Source organism: Psychromicrobium ferritrahens, assembly GCF_043789415.1.
In the GTDB taxonomy this organism is placed as follows: Bacteria; Actinomycetota; Actinomycetes; order Actinomycetales; family Micrococcaceae; genus Renibacterium.
In genome coordinates this window covers 227,150-244,754 of the sequence record NZ_JBDLLW010000001.1, presented here as the reverse complement: position 1 = coordinate 244,754, position 17,605 = coordinate 227,150, and the positions used below count along the sequence as shown (strand labels likewise).

Genomic DNA, 17,605 nt, shown 5'->3' with positions numbered 1-17,605 from the left:
TTGGAAGGCGGCACCGTGTCAGCACTTGAACTGATCAGAGTCCAGAGCTCCCAGGGTGCTGAGGCTGATCTTGAAGGCGGGCTCGAATTGCTTCGGCAGGTGCGCACCGGTGAAAGGGGCGCCACCCTGAGGATCTATCGCCCCGAACCTACCATGGCCTTCGGGCAGCGGGATGCGAATCTCCCAGGTTTCGCCGCCGCCGCGGAGGTCTCAAGAGAGCACGGCTTTGAACCCCTGGTGCGCCGGGCCGGTGGCCGGGCGATGGCTTACCATCAGGGCTGCCTGGTGATCGATCAGATAGCTCCGGATGACGAGGCGATACTCGGCTCTCGACGTCGGTTCAGCGAATTCGGTGAGCTGTTCGCACGAGTACTGCGCACCCTGGGCGTCGATGCCGCGGTGGGTGAGATTCCGGGGGAGTACTGCCCCGGTGAGTTCAGCGTGCACGGGAATCTTGCCGCCCACCATGCATCATCTTCGGAGAGTCGGCAGATCAAACTCGTCGGCACAGCTCAGCGGGTGGTTTCAGGTGCCTGGCTCTTCAGTTCCGCCATCGTCGTGCAGAATGCCACTCCGCTGCGTTCAGCACTGATCGACGTCTATCGCGAGTTGGGTTTGGAATGGGATCCATCCACCGCTGGCGCAGCAGAAGACCTCCAACCCGGGCTCACCGTTGAAGCGGTCGAGACTGCCGTGTTGGAGGCCTACGCGGTTTAAGTGCCCTGTGCTTAGACGGCGATCCGCTGCTTGACCTCGGCTAGCGAGGGGTTGGTGGCTGAACTGCCATCCGGGAAGATCACCGTGGGCACTGTCTGGTTGCCGTTGTTCAATTTCTCAACGAGTTCAGCGGTGCCCGGCACCTCTTCGATATTGATCTCGGTGTAACCGATACCAGAAGAATCCAACTGGGACTTCAAACGTCGGCAATATCCGCACCAGGAGGTGGAAAACATCGTGATGCTGCCGGTTTCGGGGGTATATTCTTCAGCCATTTCGCTCCTTCTTAGAACTCTCACCACTCTTAACCAGTTGAGCCCGCGGGCTATTCCTGATTCAGTCTTCCTGTTCGGCGTCCCAACGCTGGAAGTCGAGTGAGAGGTAAAGTGCCAGCGCGGCCGAGTTGCTCTCTTTGACCCGGACTGCCACTTCCCGGTAGCCCAGGTTGAAGAGCTTATCGGCGGAGGTGATGACGAGCCGTTCGGCTAGGCCTTGGCGCCGGTGATCCCTATCCGTGAACAGCTCAATCAGGAAGGGTGCGTCCGGAGTGCCGTCATAGCTTGAGCGCTCTACCACCAAAACGCCAGCCACGATGTTTCCGTCGTCATCGAGCGCTACCTGGGAGGCGTCCGTCAGCAGTTTTCCGTATTTCCCGTCAAAACTCGCTGCGATATTCGCGGTTGCTTCCTCAAGGGTCTGTTCCGCTAGGCCTTTATCGTAGGCATCGAAATACAGTTTGCCCAGCGTCTCAATGTCGTCAGCGCTGAGGGACCGAGTATTGATATTCAGTTCCAGTTGCAGGGGAGAGGTCCGCGCAATAAGGATGACTTTGCCGCTCATGGATCACTCCTTCGTCTAAGATCTTGCTGCTTGGCGGTCGCGCGTACTCGAGATCGCCTGAGCGCGCCCCACCGAACTCTACTGCCATGCTAGACGGGTTTGGGGTGTCGGTGCTACGTGATGACTTGGAAACTAGCTGGGAAAACGCTGGGTAAAAATAGTGGACTTTTCCACATTTCGAATATATATTCGAATAACTGTAATTGCTGATGGGTCGAAGGGGCGGCGGCGTAGCGTGGGCACTTTTAGCGAATCAATAACCGTGCAAAGCGGCGCGGGATGCCGTCCTGTAGAACTCATCTGGCGCGGTGAAAGCTACCAGGTGGTTTCGGGGCGACGACGGCTTTTTGCGCTTTCCGGCTACCTGAATGCCGGGGGAGCGGGCACTGCGGAATACGAGCTCTGGGAACTTGAAGTCACGCATCCTGAGCATTCCCGGCGGAGGATGAGCCTCACTCATCGAATCGGCGGCGGTCAGTGGAGATTGCTTAAGATGAACGATGCGCGGTTTCCGCTGGAGGCTCTGCACTAGCTCACTGGGTTCTCTCCATCGATTCGATTCCTTGACTGTTGTGCTGAGCGGCGGTGAAGCGTGAAGCAATTTTTTCCACTTCAACTAGGAGCTCGGGGCTCTCTTCGAGATAAAAGCTGAAGGGGATGCTGGCCAGCCATTCCTGGGCGTACATGGCGGGATTGCTCGTGCTGCCGATCAGGATGCAATGCCCGTGTCGTTTTTCGAGTCTGCCCATGGTGGGTCGTATCCAGTGCCTCACTTCGCTCAGCGGCGCATCGAAGACCACTCGAGTGGGAAACTCCCAGCCGAGTCCTAGATGTTCTTCCAGGCTCGCCACGGGGTCCAGATCTTCAGGCGGCTGAAATCTCTCTGCACGTCGCTGGACGTGCAGAATCCGATCCAGTCGATACGTGCGGACCGCATTCGAACGATGGGAGCGGCAGAGTAAATACCACCGACCATAGCGGACCACCACAGCCCAAGGGTCAACTGCGCCGGTCCATTCTTCTCCGGATTTAGGTCGATAGCTGATCTCGGCACACTGCCGCGCCGAAACCGCTGTGATCAATGAGCTGGTGACGGCGGGATCCACCCGGTGCGATGTTCTCTCGGGAGTGGTCGAAGCGTGTTCTCGCAGCGCCCGGGCCTGACGAGCAATTTCCTCGGGCAACACCTTGATGACTTTGTCCAGGGCTGCGCCGATCAGATCATCGGGATCGCTGGCGGCGGGGTTGCTGTCCAAAACGGCCATCACTAGGCCCAGCGCTTCGTCCTGGGTGAAGCTCACCGGAGGAAGCTTAGCTGCCTGCCCCAAGCGATAGCCACCATAAGGGCCACGTGCCGATTCCACCGGGACGCCGGCCTCTCGCAGGATCTCCACATAGCGGCGTGCCGCTCTTTCGGAGACGCCCAGTCGTTCGGCGAGTTCGTCGGCGGTTGCCCCGGGGCGGGCCTGTAAGAAATTCAGGGTCCGCAGGGCGCGGGCTGTGGGACTCAGATCCGGAGGCACTCGAACAGGTTATCGAAGTTCTTTTTAAACCGGAAGTAAATCGTCCGGAATCGTATCTACGATGAGTTCTATGACCGAATTTCGAGATCAAAACCTCAGCGAGACACGATTCGAAGAAGTGAATCTGGACAAGTCAGTTTTCAGCCGAGTCAGTTTAAAAGACGCCCGGCTGCGCAATATCAACCTCAGCGGGGCCGAGTTCCGCGCTGTATTGATTGAACACAGTGTGTGGAGCGGTGTAGAGCTCAAGGATGTGAGGATCAGTGGTGAGCTGATCAACGTCGTGGTGAACGGCGTCGATATCGGACCCTTGGTGGATGCTGAGTTGAACCGTAGGATGCCGGAGCGCGCGAAGATGCGGCCTGAGAGCAGTGAAGGCTTCAGGGAAGCCTGGGAAATCCTCTTACGCTTATGGGCTGGCACCCTGGAAAGGGCAAAGGCGCTCCCAGAAGAACTGCTGCACCAGTCGGTCGACGGTGAATGGTCCTTCATCCAGACCCTGCGCCACCTCAACTTCGCCAGCGCAGCCTGGATCAACCGGATGGCCCTGGGCGAGATCTCCCCCTGGCACCCTTTGGACTTGCCCTGGGACGAAGCTCCTGGCTGGGAAGGCATTCCCTGGAACCGTGAAGCTCGTCCCTCACTGGAGCAGGTGATGGCGGTCCGAACCGAGCGCCAGGGCAGAGTTGGAGCGTTCATCAAATCGCTGACCGAGGAGCAACTCGGTTCCGCGGTGACGCGGACTGAACCCGGTTGGCCGAGGCTGGAAGGGTTTCCGCTCAAGGAATGCCTGAATACCGTGCTCAACGAAGAATGGGAGCATCGGCTCTACGCCGAGCGCGACCTAGCAGTGCTCGAAACATTACAGAAGAGAGGGAACTCATCATGGACATCATTCTGATCGCTGGTCTGTGGCTCGACGGAACCGCTTGGCAAGAAGTCGCCGCCGAACTGAAAGCCCTTGGTCATCGGCCCCTGCCGTTAACCCTGCCGGGGCAAGGCGACGGAGCCGCCTCAGCGACACTGGAGGAGCAGCTCGCTGCAGTCGTCGACGCGGTGGACCAAGCCTTGGGAAATCCGCTGGTGGTCGGGCACTCTGCTGCGTGTTCGCTGGCTTGGCTGGCGGCCGATCGGCGGCCGGAAAAAGTCGCTCAAGCCGTGCTGATCGGCGGTTTCCCCTCTGAGGACGGAAAGGCCTATGCGGATTTCTTTGAGCCCACGGACGGCGCCGTACTCTTCCCCGGCTGGGAGCCTTTTGACGGTCCGGACGCCGCTGACCTGGACGAAGAGACCCGGCAGCGCATCGCAGCAGCTGCGGTTCCCGTTCCGGCGGCGGTGACCAAGGGCACGGTGCGATTGCAGGATGAAAGGCGCTTCGAGGTGCCAGTGGTACTGGTATGCCCCGAGTTCAGTCCGGCTCAGGCCCAGGAGTGGATCGATGACGGCGAAGTGCCCGAACTCACTCGGGCCAAGCAGCTCAGCTTCGTCGATATCGACTCCGGGCACTGGCCGATGCTGAGCAAGCCCGGGGAACTTGCCCGAATCCTCGCAGCTATCGCGGAGTCATGATGACTCAGCAGCTATATACGACTCGCCCACTCGACGCCTCCACCTGGAGTGCTTTTGCGGAGCTCGTCGAGCGGAATAACGGAATCTTCGGCGGTTGTTGGTGTATTGGGTTTCACCCCGAGCGCAATGCGGGAGGTGATCATCGTATGCTCAAGCAGCAACGAGTGCTCACCGATCGGGCTCATGCCGCTCTGGTCTTCGACCAGGATGGCCTCGCCCAGGGCTGGTGTCAGTTCGGCAGCCCGGAAGAGCTCTCGGAGATCAAACACAAACGTGAATACCTCAAGGACGCACCGCCCGTCCCAGCGTGGAGAATCACTTGTTTCTATGCCGATCGAAAGCACCGCGGCCAAGGCATTGCGAAGCTCGCCCTGGAAGGTGCCTTGGAATTGATCGCTCGGTCGGGTGGTGGACTTACCGAAGCGATCACTGAGGTGACGCAGGGGCGCCAAGCTCCGGGGGCTTTCCTCTTCAGCGCGACGGTCGAGCTCTTTGAACAGTTTGGTTTCAGCCGGAAGCGGCAGGTCGGCAAACACGCCTGGATCGTCAGCAAGGTGATCGATCCAGTGACCTGATGAGCACCCGGTGAGCTGGCTCCGCAGTTCAGCTCACACGAGGTCCCTTGCTGACCCGGGAGTAAATCAGCCTCAAAAGGTCAGGAATGGAGAAGCGCTGGCTAGCGAGCCACGGATAGCATGAGGGGTATACACAGCGTCGCTGACGGAATCCCGGAGCGGGGTTTCGCCGAGAGAAAAGAGACCTATGAGCAAGCAGAACGGTACAGAGGCCTCCTCAACCACGCAGCATATTGCGGACAGTCACGACTTGATTCGCGTGCAGGGGGCGCGCGAGAACAATCTCAAGGACATCAGCCTGGAGATCCCGAAACGACGGCTCACCGTTTTCACCGGGGTTTCCGGTTCAGGCAAGAGTTCCCTGGTCTTCGGCACCATCGCTGCAGAGTCGCAGCGGATGATCAATGAGACCTACAGCGCCTTCGTGCAGGGGTTCATGCCGAACCAGGCACGTCCGGACGTCGACGTCCTGGACGGTCTGACCACTGCGATCCTCGTCGATCAGGAACGGATGGGAGCCAATACGCGCTCCACGGTGGGCACCGCAACCGACGTCAACGCTATGCTGCGGATCATTTTCAGCCGCCTTGGTGAACCGCATATCGGCTCACCGCAAGCCTATTCCTTCAACGTCGCCTCGATCAGCGGAGCCGGCGCGGTCACTCTGGAACGCGGCGGCAAGACGACAAAGGAACGCCGCAGTTTCAGCATCACCGGTGGGATGTGCCCGCGGTGCGAGGGCCGTGGATCGGTGACCGATTTCGATCTGACCCAGCTCTACGATGACAGCAAAACGCTCAATGAGGGTGCCGTCACGATTCCCGGTTACAGTATGGACGGCTGGTATGGCCGGATCTTCCGGGGCAGTGGCTTCTTCGATCCGGACAAGCCGATCAAGGACTTCAGCAAGCGTGAGTTAGAGGATCTGCTCTACAAGGAGCCGACAAAGATCAAGGTTGACGGGATCAATCTGACTTATTCAGGGCTGATCCCGGGCATTCAGAAGTCCTTCCTCTCCAAGGACGTCGAGGCGATGCAACCGCATATCAGGGCCTTCGTCGAGCGCGTGGTGACGTTCACCAGCTGCCCGGAATGCGGTGGTACCAGGCTCTCTGAGGCAGCGCGCTCCTCGAAAATTGAAGGAATCAATATCGCCGACGCCTGCGCCATGCAGATCAGTGATCTGGCTGACTGGGTCCGCGGGCTCAAAAAGCCATCGGTGGCACCGCTGCTGGCAGTTCTGCTCGACACCCTGGAATCCTTCGTGGAGATCGGGCTCGGCTACCTCTCGCTGGATCGCCCGGCGGGCACGCTCTCCGGAGGCGAGGCGCAGCGGACCAAGATGATCAGGCACCTGGGCTCCTCGCTCACCGACGTCACTTATGTCTTCGATGAGCCCACTATCGGCCTGCATCCGCATGACATCGAGCGGATGAATCAGCTCCTGCTGCGCTTGCGGGATAAGGGCAATACGGTTCTGGTGGTAGAGCATAAGCCTGAAATGATCGCGATTGCTGATCACGTCGTCGACCTCGGCCCACGGGCAGGGGCGGCAGGCGGCAGCATTTGCTACCAGGGAACACTGGAAGGCTTGAGGGCCAGTGATACCTTGACCGGTCGGCATCTCGATGATCGGGCGACCCTCAAGGAGACCGTGCGCAAAGCCACCGGGGCCCTGGAAATCCGCGGCGCGAAGGCAAATAACTTGCAGAACGTCGACGTCGATATTCCGCTCGGTGCCCTCGTGGTGATCACCGGGGTGGCTGGCTCGGGCAAGAGTTCGCTGATCCATGGTTCGGTCTCCGGACGAGAAGGCGTGGTGGCTATTGATCAGGGTGCCATCAAGGGCTCTCGACGCAGCAATCCAGCAACCTACACCGGCTTGCTGGAACCGATCCGTAAGGCTTTCGCAAAAGCCAACGGTGTTAAACCGGCTTTGTTCAGCGCGAATTCCGAGGGCGCTTGCCCCAACTGCAACGGTGCCGGGGTGATCTACACCGATCTTGGCGTGATGGCGAGCGTTTCCACACCCTGTGAGGTATGCGAAGGCAAACGATTCGATGCTTCTGTGCTGGAATACCACCTGGGTGGCAAGGACATCAGTGAAGTGCTCGCCATGTCGGTGGCCGAAGCCGAGCAGTTCTTCGGCGCTGGTGAGGCCAAGTTACCTGCCGCGCACGCGATTCTGAACCGGCTTTCCGACGTCGGCCTGGGGTATCTCAGTCTGGGGCAGCCGCTGACCACGCTCTCCGGCGGTGAACGGCAGCGGCTCAAGCTGGCGACCCATATGGGGGAGAAGGGCGGGATCTATGTGCTCGATGAGCCGACCACCGGTTTGCACCTGGCAGATGTTGAGCAACTGCTCGGGCTGCTCGATCGGCTCGTCGATTCCGGTAAATCGGTCCTGGTGATCGAGCATCACCAAGCCGTGATGGCGCATGCCGATTGGATCATCGACCTGGGGCCGGGCGCCGGTCACGACGGCGGAAAGATCGTTTTCGAGGGTACCCCCGCCGATCTCGTCGCCGCTAAATCCACGCTCACCGGGGAGCATCTGGCCGCCTATATAGGCCGATAGCCACCGGAATGAGAATTTTTGAGGGCGCTTTTGTTCAGCAACCGCCGAGCAAAAGCGCCCTCAAACGTCCCGCCAACCCCGCCAATAACACTCACGGATGGGCAGCGAAGAAGAGCCCAGCTGATCAGGGAGTGTAGCTGGCGGAACTGCCATATAGCTTCTGAGTGAACGACGAAATGTAACTGCTCGAATTTCCGCCGCCCAGGTCATAGGTGAGGTAAACGCCGTAGCCTTCGTTCACTGTGCGCTGGGCGAAGTTCGCGGCCGTCGTCGTGCTGGTGGAATTGATCTGCACAGCAGCGGGGGAGCGCCGGGACTTAGAACTCGGTCCCCTGGGATCGGACCAGGTGCCGTAGTAGGGATTCCAGGAGTAGTCGAAGGTGTCGGCGATGCTGTTTCCGGCGTAGCTCAGGCGATCCGCGGACGGCCCGATGTCGTAGAGGGTGATCAGCTTCCCGCTGCCGAGTTTATTCCGCAGCGCTGTGACGAGATAGTAGAAAGAACTGGCGTTCGGCTGACCGGTTCCGTTATTGCCGTATTCGGTGTATTCGTCGTCGAAATCGATGCCATCCAGTCCGTAAGTGGTGACGGCGTTCGCCAGCTGGTCAGCGAAATCCGCGGCTGCGGCCTGTGAGGGGAAGTTGGCGAATCCGGCACCCTGGTGGTTTCCAAGGATCGAGAGCAGGACCTTGATGCCCTTGTCCTGAAGCGGTTTGATCTGGTTCTGCGCGTCGTTCAGGACGGCAGTCACCTGGTCGTTGAAGTACAGGTAGGCCTTTTGAGTCGAGGTGTTGTAGTTGATGTTGGCGGCGAAGATCACGGCGACGTCGAAGACCTTATCGCCGCCGTTACTCAAGGTGTACTTGCCCGCATTCAGCATGCTGTTGTTGTTTACTTCGATGTAAACCACGCTGGTCGGTCCAGATTTCGCGGTGACAGCGCCGGCGGCGCTGGCTGTGGCTGGCTTGATCACTGCCGCGCCGGTGGCTGCCACCGCTGCGGTGGCGCCGATCATCGACAGCAAGGTCCTTCGTCCGATGTTCTGTTTCGTCATTGAAGCTCCTTTTTCGAATGCGGGGAGAACTCACGTTGCTAAACCGCTTAAGTCATAAGATAATCTACGACTAAAATCCACCCTGTCAAGGGCTGCAGGCTGAGAAGCCGTGAGAGATCCCGCTCTGCAACCGCCTGAAAGTGGTTTTGGCCAACGGTATCACCCAGACTGCGATGCGTTCTGGTGGGGGATGCGAGACGATTTTCTGGCCAATCCGGCGTCGCCAATAATCTTCAGTAAATTAGTTTAAAAATTGCTTGCCCTCAATAGGTCTAGAACCTAATGTTCTAACTGTCCACATTCCGAATAATCGAAGGTTGTCATGAAAAAAATTGTCCGTAGAACCTTCACTTTGGGTATTGCTGCTCTTCTTGCAACTTCTGTCTCCGTGACAATAGTTGATACCGCTCAGGCAGCGGATGGCTCTTATCAGAGCATTGATGCGGCCCATAATCCGGCGTGGATGGCACAGATTCCTGATTCGCGGCTGCTTTCCGAGCTGTCCATCCCGGGAACTCATGAGACTATGGCGGTTCATGGTGGCGATGTCACCCAAACCCAAGAATTCTTTGGGGATAGCGGCGGCACATTGGCTCGCCAGTTAGAGGCCGGTATTCGAGCGATCGACATTCGAGCGAAGGTCAATGCCGGCAACACCTTCACGATCCACCACGGAGCCGTCTATCAGTCGGCCAATTTCGACGACGTGCTGACAAACTTGCGTGACTTCCTCCGGAATCATCCAACGGAAACGGTTCTCATGCGGTTGAAGCATGAGTGCACTGGCGAGACCTTCTCCTGTAAGGACGATGATGGACAGGCGGACTTCCTGACCATCTTCCGGAGCTACGTCGATAAGTACCCGGATCTCTTCTGGAAACCATCCGTCGATGAATCGCAGACCGCAAGCACCCCGAAACTCGGTGACGTACGCGGAAAGCTAGTGCTCGCCGTCCTGAACGGGGTCCAGGGGGAGTGCTACCAGCATTACGGCCTCTTCCAGACCTACGGAATCCCCGGTTCTGAGTGGAAGGACGGTTCTTCGGAATACGTTCAAGACAATTACACGGTGGGTACCGTCTTTAATATTCCGACAAAGCGCGATGATGTTCGTCGTTTTCTTGATAAGACCAATGCCGGTGACAACACGAAGATGTATTTCAATTTTTCTAGTGGCTCAGGTGCAGGTGCATTTCCTAATGCCGTAGCTGGGGGAGCCCTCGGCGTGCAAGGGGTGAATCCTTTTCTGCTCATCTATATGAATGAGGGGCATGATCTTCACCGTACCGGTGCGATCATGATGGATTTTCCCGGGGTGGATCTGATTAATAAAATCATTTCATATAACTAAACTTCCGAGCTGGCAGCCTCGAATGAGGCTGCCAGCTCGTCTGCTCAGATCAACGGGTGCGTCGTCCTCGCGGCTTACTTGGCGCTAGTGGTGGTCGCCCACGGGTTGATAAGTTCCTCGCGCAACTCATCCGGTGCACCCTGTTCAGTGGCTGTTTTACCAACTGCCGCTGGGAATGCTTCCATCATCGAGCTCGGCATGTTCCAGTTCCGGAAGAAGCTGTTAGACCCATCGGAAGGCTTCCAGGTGCGAGGCTTCCAGTCCGGAATGTAGTTGCGGTATCCACCCGAGTTGAGTTCGACGCGCAGAGTGCTGGGGTCACGGAAATAGAGGAAGTGCTGCTCACCGATGCCGTGCATGGACGGTCCGTATTCGATCGGGACGCCGTTTTCGGTCATGATTTCGGCGGTGCGGACGAGGTCCTCGGGGTGATCGACCCAGAAGGCGATGTGGTGCACCCGGCCCGGCGTCTTGGAGGTGTCGAGCACAATACCCAGATCATGCGACTTTTCATTGTTGGTCAGCACACCGAACACATGAATCGGAGCTTCTTCCAAGACGGTATACGCCATAATCCGGAAACCAAGCACCTCCGAGTACCACTCGGCGAACTTCTTGACGTCGCTGGCAGCGATTGTCACGTGATCGAGGAAGCGAGGTGCTGCGGCGTGCATGCTGCGCTTTTCCGGTCGGTCGGGGAAGACCGATTGATGCTCCGGGTCAGCTTCATAGCTGTCAATCTCCCAGAGCAACGTCATATTGTGCCCGAAGGGGCCGACAAAGCTATAAGCACGCCCGTGGTTCTTGCCTGAGCCGGACCAGAGACCCTTTGCGCCAGCGGCTTCGATACGCTCTACTGCTTCCTCTAGTGCGGCATCGCTGGTGGTGCGCCACGCCATGGTCTTCAGTGAAGCGTCAGCTCCAGGGCTGATCACCAGGCTGTAGGGGTAGTGATCTCCCCAGCATCGGAGGTAATAGGTGTCCCCGACTTGGTCGACAAGACGCATACCGAACTTTTCCTGGTAGAAACGGGCGGAGGCGGTCGTGTCGGGGCTGCCGATTTCTAGGTAAGCAATGTGGCTCAACGTGGTTGTCATTTTCTTTTCTTTCTTTCTAGGGGTGATCAAGAGGTCGACTGCTTGGTCCAGCACCTCAGCGGCAGCGAGTTCACCGATACCGGCATCCGCCACGAGGTCCTTCCCGACAGTCATCCCGAATCCTTCGTTATGGGTTGAACGGTTGTTGTTCACCTCCACGGTATGCATCGAGGGGGGACGAGATCCACGCCCTAATCGGGATAGGATTCATCAATAGAATCGATACCACAAGGAGATGGCGTGGAGCTCGCGAGTTTTGACCTGAATCTGCTGGTCGCGCTGGACGCGCTTCTCGCGGAGCAGAGCGTTAGCCGTGCTGCCGAGAGGCTTCACATCGGCCAACCCGCCATGAGCGCAACCCTGGCCCGGTTGCGTTCTTCGCTCGGCGATCCCTTGCTGGTCAGAGCCGGGCGTAATCTGCAGATGACCGCATTCGCCGCGTCTTTGCAAGAGCCGCTTTCAGAGATCCTCAGCGAGGTGGAAAGGCTTTTGCATTCGGGGGCCGCTTTCGACCCGGAGACTGCTCGACGAAGCTTCACGATCCTGGCCAACGACTATGCTTCCCTGATACTGCTGCGGCAGCTCATTGAACGGCTCGAGAATATCGCCCCGAGCGTCAGCGTGCGGGTGGCACCGGTCGATGATGGCCTGATGGAGCAACTCCGCCGAGGGCTGGCGGACTTGGCGATCTATCCGGCTGAAATGCTCCCCACTAACATTCCCTTCCAATCCGAGACCTTGTTCGAAGAAGACTTCGTCTGTGTCACTGATTCAGCCAATGACGTGGTCGGCGAGACGATTACCGTCGAGCAGCTCAGTTCGCTGCCGTATCTCGCCGCGAACCAGGGCCTGCTCGCCTCACTGGCGGACCAACGACTCGATGAGGCACATATTCCGCGCAATGTCGCGATGGTGGCGCAGTCATTCGTTGTCGCACCATTTCTGCTCCCCGGCACACGGATGTTCACCATCATCCAGCGTCGCCTCGCTCAGCTGCTCATGTCCGATGCTCACTTCAAGATCCTGGAACTCCCGCTCCCGATTGTCTCGGTCCATGAGCAAATGATCTGGTCGCCGAGGCGAGGTGCCGATCCCGGGCACACCTGGTTGAGGGAGCAGATGCGGATCACCGCGGCACTTGTCTCCTAGGGTCCTAGCGATATGTTGACGGTGCTCATCAGATCACCGCACTAGGCCGAGGGCAGCGTTAGCGACGACCTGAACCGGGCGGTGACGTTCCGGATCGCGGACCGGGGGAGTGACTTAGGCGCTCTCCGACTGCTGGTGCTGAAAGCCCTCGAACATTTCAACCAGGGAGCCGGGGGCCTCGGCCGCGAAAATCACTTCCAGGCTCTCCGCCGACTCCCGAGCGGAGTTCTCTGCACGGCTGAACATCGTGGTTTCGTAGACGCTCAGGGCGGTCTCGGCGTCGTCCGGGTGCGCGATCAATGCCAAGGCCAGTTCTGCGCCGTCGATCATCGCGAGGTTTGCGCCCTCCCCGGCAAAGGGTGACATGACATGAGCGGCGTCACCGAGCAGAGTGACGCCTGCTACCCGGCTCCAGGAGTGCCCGACCGGCAGCGCGTGGATCCGGCGTGCCACCAGGGGTGCTTCGGCCTCTGCGATCAAGGAGCGGAGTCCTTCGTGCCAGCCTTCGAGCAGTTCAAGGGCCGCGGCTCGCGAGGCTTCCGGATCAGTGAAGTCGATGCTGTCGATCCAGCCTTCTTCCGCACGGTGGCCGAGATAGCTGTGCAGGGTGCCATCGGTCTCCCGGTGGCCCAGCAGACCAGTATCGCCGCCGAGCGCGAATAGCATGCCCTGGCCCATGGCGCTGGCGGCTTGTGGGTGACGCGCGTCGGCGTCGACGACGTCGGCCTCGATGAAAGAGATCCCGGTGTAGGCAGGGGCGGCCGCGGAGAGCAAGGGTCGCACCCTCGACCAGGCACCATCTGCCCCGATCAGCAAGTCGGTCTCTAGATGCTCTCCATCGGCGAGTTCCAGTACCCATCGATGGCGGTTTTCATCGCGACGTACGGCCACTAGCTTGCGTCCCCACTGCACTACGGAGTCGTCGAGGGCGTTCAAGAACAGATTGCGCAGATCTCCGCGATCGACTTCGGGGCGACTGAAGCTATTGTCATCCGTTTCGTTGTAGCGGATGACACCATGTCGGTCCATGATTCGCATCGCCTCGCCGCCATGGTGAACGATGGCGCGGAACCCGTCTGTCAGTCCAGCCGCTTCGAGAGCAGCCTGGCCGGTCTCCTGATGAATATCGAGCATGCCGCCCTGAGTGCGGGCAGAACGGTCTTGTTCCAGCTCGAGCACCGTCACCGGCAGGTGATGGCGGCTGAGCACTGCGGCGGCAGAGAGTCCGCCGAGGCCGGCTCCGACGATGACTGTGGGAAAGTAAGTGGTCATGGTGCTTCCTCAGGGTGAGATGGTTCAGTGGTCTGTGAGATCGGACGCCGAAGCTTTGACGTCGGTTTCTGCCGGGCTGGTGTTCTCCAGATCGGCGGGCAGGGGATTGCTGGTAGCTCCGAGGGCTAAGGCTTGTATCGCCCAGCGGAATCGTTCCCTGCCGCTTCCAGCGAGGATCAAAGAAGCATGTGCCGCCACGTTCGGCGCTGTGCTGGGGTCCACCTGGCGGGTCGCGGCGGCCAACTCATTCTGGTGGGCGATGGGATCAACTGGTGCGTCCGCATCCACTGACTCTGCCGTTGAATGCTCTGCGGCAGAAGCAGTCGTGAGCAGCAATAACCAGTCGGTCGCCCAGGCCGCCCGGCCTGGCTCCATACCGCCGTCGAGCAGGACGCCGAGAACGAGGTCGAAGAGACGCAGCGAGTTGCTGCCGGTTGGGCGCATCACCAGCGCAGATCGGGCGAGGCCCGGATGCTCCATCAGGATGCCCTGATATTGTTCGAGCACCCACTCCAGCCTTGTCGTGCCATCGGATGCCGGTGTGGGGGCAGTAATCGGCGCCAGCAATTCGTCGAGCACGGCGGCGTGCAGTTCCGCGGTATTGGCGAGGTAGACGTAGAGCGATGACTGTCCGGTATCGAGTTCTGCAGCGACCCGGCGCATCGTCGCTTTAGCCAGGCCCTCCCGCTTGACGATCTGGATTGTCGTCTCGACGATCCACTGCCGTGACAACGGGCGCTTTGCGGGACGGCTGCGCCGATCTATCGGATTTTTCGCTGTGCTCATCTCTGAAATATATCACGAACAGGTTCGTTACGAACATGTTCGTGATCGGCATCTCTGGAATCTTTGCTGGCCAGGGGAGCGGCGGTTAGCTGGGCCTTGCCATAAGGCGTGCTCGCAGAGTTTGCGCGCCGGGGCCTTGAAGATGGTCGAGGTAGGCTGTGCGACCGGCCATTGTCGTCACGAGGGCGAGGGTCGGGCCGGTGACCAGTGGTCCGGCGCCTGCGGTGAAGGGACCATCGCTGGCCTTTAGATGGAGGTCTTTGACCTGGGTGCGGCTGGGGACGGCGAAATCGCGCTGCGCGTAGAACTCTGCAACGGCGGTCAGGGCTTCGACACTGGGCTGATGGGGGAGTCCGAGCGGCTGACGGATGTCCTGAGCGTGCACCACGATTTCCCCGAGATAGGCGGGAGTGTGGGACGACGGCGCGCGCCGGCTATTGATGATGGCGCGGAACTGATTCAGAGTCTCGGCCGGAGTGCTGCCCAGATGCTCGGCCAATCGACGCTGGTTATGCACCCCGGGCCGGAAGCCCGCGCCCAGCATACTGCGCACCCACTGCCATTGGTTCAGGCTGGCTGCGGCGGTGAGGTGAGCGACGACTTGCTCGACATTCCATTCGCCGCAGAGCGTCTCATGGTGCCATTGCTCTGTGCTCAGGCCTGCGAGATCCTCGGCGAGCGCGGCGCGTTCGATATCTGCCAGGGCCCAGAGCCCGTCGTCGGAGGATTTTGCCATCTGCCTGTTTTCTCTCGGCTGGGTTCACGCTGTGATCGGCTCATTTCGGCAGCCATTCCAGCTACCGATACTCCTTCATTCTGACACGTTCATTCTGATACGCCGGATGATCGGCTGTGCCAGAATTCTGACGTGTGCGTGGCGTGTTCCTGGCGGTGCCTTCGCTGTAATTTGCTCTGCCGGAATTTATGGTTCGCTCGTGACCCAGTCGAACGCTGATTTTCGAACGCTGGTTCACGAAAATCAATGAGGCCTTGCTGTTCGCTGTTATGACGTTGCTAAGCTTGCGGGTCAGCGCTCTTGGCATCTTCAATATGGAAGCTTCAGGGCGCCGCCTGCTGGTTTTCGGGAGCACAGACACCGAGAGTTGCTCGACACTGAGCACATCAAGTGGCACTCGTTGCCTTCGTCAGCAACGGTAAGTAAATTGCCGATAATCTACATTATGTAAACTTGAATAGGCATTATTGATGTGAGGGGTCTGAGTAGTCGATCCAGGCGCCGTTGATGCGCTGAAGCAATGATGTGCCGCTGTCTCCACTTCTGAACCAGCTAAGTGCCATCTGCAGCGCAGTCTGTGCCGGCTATTCTGCCTGCACGACCACCGCCTAGCACGGGCGCCTGGCGGGTCGGGCGAGGTAAACGATTGATTGTTGTTCAACTGTGCTGATATAAAAGCTCGTAGGTTGATCCTTTTCGTGAGAATATCGTCCGCGAAATATTTCCCGTCGTCAGTCCTATGCAAACTATTAGCTATGCTCGTCTCATTTGTTTCGACTACTTTTTCCATCGATAAGGAGAAGAATAATGATAGAACGGCAAGAATCCTTCGCACTGCCGGGCCGACGCGCCATTCTCAGCAGTGGCCTCGCAGTCGCCGGACTCACTATTGCAGGACTCGCGACCGCCCCGTCCGCTCAGGCCGCTAGCTACGTTCGACCCGTACGGGACCCTTCCAAACACCCGATCACAGCACAGTGGAGGCAACCAGGCTCATGGGCCGCCGGATACCACACCGGAGTCGACATCGGCTGCCCCGTCGGCACCCCTGTTTACGCGACGATAGGCGGCGACGTTCGCACCGGCCGGGCAAACTGGGGATCCGCCTACGGCACAGTGATCCTTATCAACGACAATGTCGATGGCTCTGACTGGGGCTACTGCCACTTGTCGCGCTCTCTCGTGAAAGATGGCCAAAGTGTTGCAACAAACCAGTTGATCGGGTACTCCGGCAACACGGGAAATACCACGGGCCCACACCTTCACCTAGAGCGACGTCCACGTTATGGCGGATATGGCTCGGACAAGAACCCCAATCTCTGGCCATAAAACTTGCTGCGGCTTCCAGCAGCGCCTCCCCTCAACGGCGGTGCTCGGGCCAAGACGTTAGTTATTCGTCACTCACCCCAGCAATCCTTCGCGAAACGCTTTTCATGGGATGCCAAGTCCACTGCATGAAATTTGCTTTCAGGCTACGCAGGAATATCGCGAATGTTCCTGCGTAGCCTTTTGCGGTCTCCACCTGAGTTACTCCTCCCACGCTGCGTTGGCGGCGATGAGGGAGAGTGCACTCGTATGACCAGTAACGGTAAATGTGATTGATGCAGTGAACTCAGGTGCACGCAATCTGCGAATGCTATCGTGCCGCGAAGCGAACCGCCGTCACAAAGTTGCCTCCCCTGCCCTAACACTTGCCTGCATAACACTTTGCCTGCCCTAACACTTTGGAGCGAGTCGGGAAGCGTCGGAATATCGTAGATGCCCTGTCAATCTGGCTATGGATTTACTCAGGTTCTTAGAAGATCTGCTAAATCAGGCAATCAAGGAACTAGCGTTGAGTAAATGGACGGAGTCCAGCTTGCATGGACCACGAGGCAGTGGCAGGAAAAGAAAGCCACTGCAACTTCGCTCCGCCACATTCTCGCCGGAACTGCACTTCCAATGTCAGCCCTCTCCCCCAACAATCCTGACCACAGGTCAATCGAAGCCTCCGTTGTCGAGCCAGCCGAAATACTCACGGCTGAGATGGAGGTTCAATAGAAAAGATTGCGCGCTCTGGGGCTTGAAGAGCTCCCCCAACTAAGTCTCATACTCTGCGAAATTGCTCACAATGGTGAAGCGAAACAGGCCTAATCTGTCTCTGCTCAAAAGATTCGCCGAGATGTAAGCCAGGCATTATTTGATGAACATATTAGTGGCCGTGGCACGGTTCATAGGAGCAGTTGAATGCTCTTATCAATTTACATTTTCATCAACCTGATGCGCCAGATATTTTTCCTGGGTTACCCTACATTATTTTCACCTAGAATCATAGTATTTACTACTAGTTTTAAATGTTAATCGAATACTGGAGCTATT

The 17,605-nt window shown here is 58.5% G+C and carries 17 protein-coding genes; 9 read left to right on the top strand and 8 right to left on the bottom strand.

All coding sequences use genetic code 11. The features are described from left to right. Positions 1-15: 15 nt before the first annotated feature. Complete coding sequence (locus tag ABDK06_RS01155; RefSeq protein WP_394938068.1) at positions 16-717, top strand: lipoate--protein ligase family protein; 702 nt, start codon at positions 16-18, stop codon at positions 715-717. An 11-nt stretch (positions 718-728) separates the two neighbouring features. Here the strand turns inward: ABDK06_RS01155 and ABDK06_RS01150 are convergent, their stop codons facing one another. After that, a complete protein-coding gene (locus ABDK06_RS01150; protein WP_394938066.1) occupies positions 729-992 on the bottom strand; it encodes a mycoredoxin in 264 nt (87 codons plus the stop codon). Between the two features lie 61 nt (positions 993-1,053). Beyond that, positions 1,054-1,557, bottom strand: a complete 504-nt coding sequence (locus ABDK06_RS01145; RefSeq protein WP_394938064.1) for a GNAT family N-acetyltransferase — start codon at positions 1,555-1,557, stop codon at positions 1,054-1,056. 235 nt (positions 1,558-1,792) lie between these two features. On the opposite strand from ABDK06_RS01145, the gene ABDK06_RS01140 reads away from it, so the two are divergent. Continuing rightward, a complete protein-coding gene (locus tag ABDK06_RS01140) occupies positions 1,793-2,089 on the top strand; it encodes a hypothetical protein (RefSeq protein WP_394938062.1) in 297 nt (98 codons plus the stop codon). A 1-nt stretch (position 2,090) separates the two neighbouring features. On the opposite strand, the gene ABDK06_RS01135 is transcribed toward ABDK06_RS01140, so the two are convergent. Then, the gene (locus tag ABDK06_RS01135) at positions 2,091-3,080 is read right to left on the bottom strand and encodes a helix-turn-helix transcriptional regulator (RefSeq protein ID WP_394938060.1); all 990 of its coding nucleotides are present in this window, start codon (positions 3,078-3,080) and stop codon (positions 2,091-2,093) included. Positions 3,081-3,150: 70 nt separating this feature from the next. Here ABDK06_RS01135 and ABDK06_RS01130 point away from each other — a divergent pair, with 70 nt between their 5' ends. The 4 genes from ABDK06_RS01130 (at position 3,151) to ABDK06_RS01115 (ending at position 7,802) form a co-directional block, all read left to right on the top strand. Next, positions 3,151-3,981 carry a DinB family protein gene (locus ABDK06_RS01130; protein WP_394938057.1) on the top strand — a complete coding sequence of 277 codons (831 nt, stop codon included), beginning with the start codon at positions 3,151-3,153 and terminating at the stop codon, positions 3,979-3,981. After that, positions 3,966-4,649 (top strand): alpha/beta fold hydrolase, encoded by a 684-nt coding sequence (locus ABDK06_RS01125; RefSeq protein ID WP_394938055.1) that lies wholly within the window; start codon positions 3,966-3,968, stop codon positions 4,647-4,649. Before ABDK06_RS01130 ends, ABDK06_RS01125 begins: the two co-directional genes overlap by 16 nt. Then, positions 4,646-5,224, top strand: coding sequence for a GNAT family N-acetyltransferase (locus tag ABDK06_RS01120; RefSeq protein WP_394938053.1), 579 nt, complete (start codon positions 4,646-4,648; stop codon positions 5,222-5,224). Before ABDK06_RS01125 ends, ABDK06_RS01120 begins: the two co-directional genes overlap by 4 nt. A gap of 187 nt (positions 5,225-5,411) precedes the next feature. Beyond that, on the top strand, positions 5,412-7,802 hold the full coding sequence (locus ABDK06_RS01115; protein ID WP_394938051.1) for an ATP-binding cassette domain-containing protein: 2,391 nt from the start codon (positions 5,412-5,414) through the stop codon (positions 7,800-7,802). A gap of 124 nt (positions 7,803-7,926) precedes the next feature. Here ABDK06_RS01115 and ABDK06_RS01110 read toward each other — a convergent pair whose 3' ends face one another. Further along, positions 7,927-8,856 carry an endo-beta-N-acetylglucosaminidase H gene (locus ABDK06_RS01110; protein WP_394938049.1) on the bottom strand — a complete coding sequence of 310 codons (930 nt, stop codon included), beginning with the start codon at positions 8,854-8,856 and terminating at the stop codon, positions 7,927-7,929. A gap of 322 nt (positions 8,857-9,178) precedes the next feature. Between ABDK06_RS01110 and ABDK06_RS01105 the strand changes: the two genes are divergently transcribed. Then, on the top strand, positions 9,179-10,207 hold the full coding sequence (locus ABDK06_RS01105) for a phosphatidylinositol-specific phospholipase C (RefSeq protein ID WP_394938047.1): 1,029 nt from the start codon (positions 9,179-9,181) through the stop codon (positions 10,205-10,207). Between the two features lie 74 nt (positions 10,208-10,281). Here ABDK06_RS01105 and ABDK06_RS01100 read toward each other — a convergent pair whose 3' ends face one another. Continuing rightward, positions 10,282-11,304, bottom strand: coding sequence for a VOC family protein (locus ABDK06_RS01100; RefSeq protein WP_394940767.1), 1,023 nt, complete (start codon positions 11,302-11,304; stop codon positions 10,282-10,284). 240 nt (positions 11,305-11,544) lie between these two features. Here ABDK06_RS01100 and ABDK06_RS01095 point away from each other — a divergent pair, with 240 nt between their 5' ends. After that, positions 11,545-12,453 (top strand): LysR family transcriptional regulator, encoded by a 909-nt coding sequence (locus ABDK06_RS01095; protein ID WP_394938045.1) that lies wholly within the window; start codon positions 11,545-11,547, stop codon positions 12,451-12,453. A 114-nt stretch (positions 12,454-12,567) separates the two neighbouring features. On the opposite strand, the gene ABDK06_RS01090 is transcribed toward ABDK06_RS01095, so the two are convergent. The 3 genes from ABDK06_RS01090 to ABDK06_RS01080 form a co-directional block, all read right to left on the bottom strand. Further along, positions 12,568-13,725, bottom strand: a complete 1,158-nt coding sequence (locus ABDK06_RS01090; RefSeq protein WP_394938043.1) for an FAD-dependent oxidoreductase — start codon at positions 13,723-13,725, stop codon at positions 12,568-12,570. A gap of 24 nt (positions 13,726-13,749) precedes the next feature. Continuing rightward, entirely contained in the window at positions 13,750-14,511 is a 762-nt protein-coding gene (locus tag ABDK06_RS01085) for a TetR/AcrR family transcriptional regulator (RefSeq protein ID WP_394938041.1), read from the bottom strand. A gap of 85 nt (positions 14,512-14,596) precedes the next feature. Further along, entirely contained in the window at positions 14,597-15,247 is a 651-nt protein-coding gene (locus ABDK06_RS01080; protein ID WP_394938039.1) for a maleylpyruvate isomerase family mycothiol-dependent enzyme, read from the bottom strand. A gap of 807 nt (positions 15,248-16,054) precedes the next feature. Between ABDK06_RS01080 and ABDK06_RS01075 the strand changes: the two genes are divergently transcribed. Further along, on the top strand, positions 16,055-16,576 hold the full coding sequence (locus ABDK06_RS01075) for a M23 family metallopeptidase (RefSeq protein WP_394938037.1): 522 nt from the start codon (positions 16,055-16,057) through the stop codon (positions 16,574-16,576). The last annotated feature ends 1,029 nt before the right edge of the window (positions 16,577-17,605 follow it).

Excerpts from the sequence above, each read along its gene's own strand:
- ABDK06_RS01150 (WP_394938066.1), bottom strand. The coding sequence starts at position 992 with ATGGCTGAAGAATATACCCCCGAAACCGGCAGCATCACGATGTTTTCC.
- ABDK06_RS01145 (WP_394938064.1), bottom strand. The coding sequence starts at position 1,557 with ATGAGCGGCAAAGTCATCCTTATTGCGCGGACCTCTCCCCTGCAACTG.
- ABDK06_RS01130 (WP_394938057.1), top strand. The coding sequence starts at position 3,151 with ATGACCGAATTTCGAGATCAAAACCTCAGCGAGACACGATTCGAAGAA.
- ABDK06_RS01125 (WP_394938055.1), top strand. The coding sequence starts at position 3,966 with ATGGACATCATTCTGATCGCTGGTCTGTGGCTCGACGGAACCGCTTGG.
- ABDK06_RS01120 (WP_394938053.1), top strand. The coding sequence starts at position 4,646 with ATGATGACTCAGCAGCTATATACGACTCGCCCACTCGACGCCTCCACC.
- ABDK06_RS01115 (WP_394938051.1), top strand. The coding sequence starts at position 5,412 with ATGAGCAAGCAGAACGGTACAGAGGCCTCCTCAACCACGCAGCATATT.
- ABDK06_RS01110 (WP_394938049.1), bottom strand. The coding sequence starts at position 8,856 with ATGACGAAACAGAACATCGGACGAAGGACCTTGCTGTCGATGATCGGC.
- ABDK06_RS01105 (WP_394938047.1), top strand. The coding sequence starts at position 9,179 with ATGAAAAAAATTGTCCGTAGAACCTTCACTTTGGGTATTGCTGCTCTT.
- ABDK06_RS01100 (WP_394940767.1), bottom strand. The coding sequence starts at position 11,304 with ATGACAACCACGTTGAGCCACATTGCTTACCTAGAAATCGGCAGCCCC.
- ABDK06_RS01090 (WP_394938043.1), bottom strand. The coding sequence starts at position 13,725 with ATGACCACTTACTTTCCCACAGTCATCGTCGGAGCCGGCCTCGGCGGA.
- ABDK06_RS01085 (WP_394938041.1), bottom strand. The coding sequence starts at position 14,511 with ATGAGCACAGCGAAAAATCCGATAGATCGGCGCAGCCGTCCCGCAAAG.
- ABDK06_RS01080 (WP_394938039.1), bottom strand. The coding sequence starts at position 15,247 with ATGGCAAAATCCTCCGACGACGGGCTCTGGGCCCTGGCAGATATCGAA.
- ABDK06_RS01075 (WP_394938037.1), top strand. The coding sequence starts at position 16,055 with ATGATAGAACGGCAAGAATCCTTCGCACTGCCGGGCCGACGCGCCATT.